Raw genomic sequence first — 3,218 nt, forward strand, 5'->3', positions numbered from 1 at the left:
GTATACCACTTTCAATAGCTATAATGCTATTAAGTATGGATTTACAACAAATCAAAAAGCTAACTAAGGAACCGCTTATAGCTCTTTTATCTGCTTTACTTTCAGTTTCTATAATGGCTTTAATATTTGGTCTTGTATTTGGGGGCAAGATATTTGAAGGATGGAAGGTTGCAGGAATGTTCGTAGGAACATATACAGGTGGTAGTTCAAACCTTACAGCTATAGCAATAGGATTAAATGCTGCTAGTGACACAATTGCATCTGCAAATGCTGCTGACTATGTTATAGGTATACCTACTTTAGTATTTATGTTTGCTGCTCCAGCAATACTAAAAAATTCAAAAGCATTCAACAAGCTATGGCCATATCACCATACAGAAGAACAATTATTAGATACTGGTGATGATGATACTGAACTTATGGCATCTAAGGAATGGAGTATAAAGGATATAGCTTGGTTACTTGCAATAGGATTTGTAATAGTAATTATAGCGACTACATTAGCTTCTATGTTATTTCCTGAAAGCTTTAGAAGTGCAGGAAGAATAATTTTAATAACAACATTAGCTATTATAACAGCTCAAATACCAGCTGTGAAAAAATTAAGAGGTAATTTTGACTTAGGATTATACTTAGCATTATTATTCCTAGTAACTATAGGATTTGCAGTTGATCTAAAACAATTCTTTGGTTCAACATTCTATATAACTTTATTCTGCTTCTGTGTAATAGCAGGATGCATAATCCTACACTTATTAATAACTAGATTATTTAAGATAAAATACGAATATGTAGTTTTATCAATCGCTGGATGTATTGCAGATGGTCCTACAGCAGCACTTGTAGCATCAGGGGCTCAATGGAAGAGCTTAATAAATATAGGACTTATCATGGGGGTTGTTGCAGGAGCTTGTGGTAACTACCTAGGAATTTCTGTAGCTTATGCAATAAAGGCTATACTCGGACTGTAGTCTAAAAAGGAGGTCTTTGCTTTGAGAGAATTTAAACTGTATTTATCTGGAATATTATATGCATATGTATATTTCGAAAATGACAATATTTTTGTAAAGGAATTAGATGTATTCACTAATAAATTTTTAGATAAGGAAGAATTAACTTCAGAAAAAAATCAATTATATACAGCTATTTACAAGATAGATTTAAAGGATCTTGGCGAAAAAATAACTGCTTACGATAAATGCTTTTCAACAGACGAAAAATATGTAACTACACCTTTTGGAGAAAGATATGAAATGCATTCTAGTGGAAATTTTGTTCAAAGAGATATAAAATTCCCAAATAATATTTTACATGAAGACGGAAGAGTCGTTGCAGTAGTTTGTCCAAGTAGAGAGTATGTTTCTATATTAGTAGAAGAAGGATTTGAAGATAAGACTATACTTAAAAGATGGAAGGAAGAAATACCATCAGACTTACACCCAGTTAAATATGAAGGCTGCTTCGATGTTTTAACTAGAGATAATGTAAAATTATCTACTGATGTATATCTACCAGCAGATGTAAACGAAAATTTACCTACTGTCCTTGTTCGTACTCCATATGGCAAGGAAATGAACAAGGAGACTTACTACAAATTTGTCCAAAGAGGATATGCTGTAGTAATCCAAGATGTCAGAGGTAGAAACTTAAGTGAAGGAACTTGGGAGCCACAGCTTTATGAGGTTGAAGACGGCGACGACACTATAAATTGGATTGCAAATCAACCATGGAGTAGTAAAAAAGTAGGTATGATAGGTGGTTCATATTTAGGATATGTGCAATGGGCTGCAGCTGCTAGCAACAATCCATATCTAGCTGCATTAGTAAGTGTGGTTTGTGCAGGTAGTGCATTTGTAGATATTCCTAGAAGAGGTGGAGCTTTAATTTCGGGAATGCTTGCTTGGTCATTTGCTGTATCTCAACAAATGTTCAAGCCAGAGCTTATGGTTAGAGACGACTGGGATGACGTATTAGATATAAGACCTTTGAATAAAATTCCAGAAAAAGCCTTGGGATATAAGGTTGATTTTATAGAAGAATGGTTAGAGAGAACTGATTACGATGAATATTGGGCTAGAATAAACTGGCACGATAGATGTAAGGATATAAAGGTTCCTGCTTTGATAATGTCAGGATGGTTTGACGATAATGGAATGGGTACTACTGAAGCTCTTGATTTGACTAAGGATTATCCACAAGGCAAGAGAAAGGTAATACTTGGTCCATGGCAACATAGTGGGAACTCAACATATGATTTACATAAAGTGCCATTTGGAACTAATGCCTTGAGATTTGACTTAGATTTAATTTTCTTAAAATGGTTTGACTTACATCTAAAAGGAATTCAAAATGGAATAGATAAAACACCTGCAGTTGAATACTACACAGTTGGAGATAATAAATGGAAGACTGCAAATAATTGGCCTGTTGAAAATAGCAAATGTACAGCTATTTATTTGACAAGTGATGGACATGCTAATACATCTTCTGGCGATGGAAAATTAGTATTTGAAGAGGTATCAGACGAAAAATCTGATGAATATGCTTACGATCCTAAAAATCCATCTACATTTATAATTGATATGAGTGAAAATGAAATAGGTGTTCCAGAGGATTACACTGAAGAGGAAAAAAGAGATGACATACTATGCTACACAACAGATACATTGGAAGAAGACTTCACAATTACTGGCGATATAGATGTTGAATTATACATATCATCAGATGCCGTAGACACTGATTTCATGGTTAGAATCACAGATGTCGATGAAAATGGAAAATCTATAAAACTAGCAGATGGTATAATATCAGCTAAATACAGAAATTCTTTCGAAAAAGCAGAGTATTTAGAAAAAGATAAGGTTTATAAAATAAATATACTTACAACAAAAATATCTAATACCTTCAAAAAAGGTCACAAGATAAGATTTACAGTTACTTCAAGTGCTAAGAATTTTGTATTCCCAAATAGTAATACAAAGGATGGATTTAACAGTACAGAGATAGTAATAGCTAACAATAAAATACATCACGGGGGACAATATCCTTCAAAAATAATAGTAAAACAAGAGATATAGACATATTTTTTTAGAAGGGAGATTTTATGAGTTTAGCACAAAAATTATTAGATGAAAGTATAGTAGTAGATACCCATCTTGACCTTCTATTCGATATAGCAGGCAAGCATGAAATGGGTAGAAAAAATGTTATAATAGAAG

2 protein-coding genes are annotated in these 3,218 nt (G+C 33.2%); both read left to right on the forward strand.

Features of this window, described 5'->3' with window-relative positions; translation table 11 throughout:
• Positions 1–971: DUF819 family protein (locus MR593_RS02960; RefSeq protein WP_290686785.1), on the forward strand; the 971-nt coding region annotated here is incomplete at its 5' end.
• A gap of 21 nt (positions 972–992) precedes the next feature.
• Positions 993–3,077: a CocE/NonD family hydrolase gene (locus MR593_RS02965; protein ID WP_290686787.1), complete on the forward strand. Its 2,085-nt coding sequence runs from the start codon at positions 993–995 to the stop codon at positions 3,075–3,077.
• Positions 3,078–3,218 lie beyond the last annotated feature (141 nt).

The organism is Intestinibacter sp. (assembly GCF_022780145.1).
Classification (GTDB): Bacteria; Bacillota; Clostridia; order Peptostreptococcales; family Peptostreptococcaceae; genus Intestinibacter.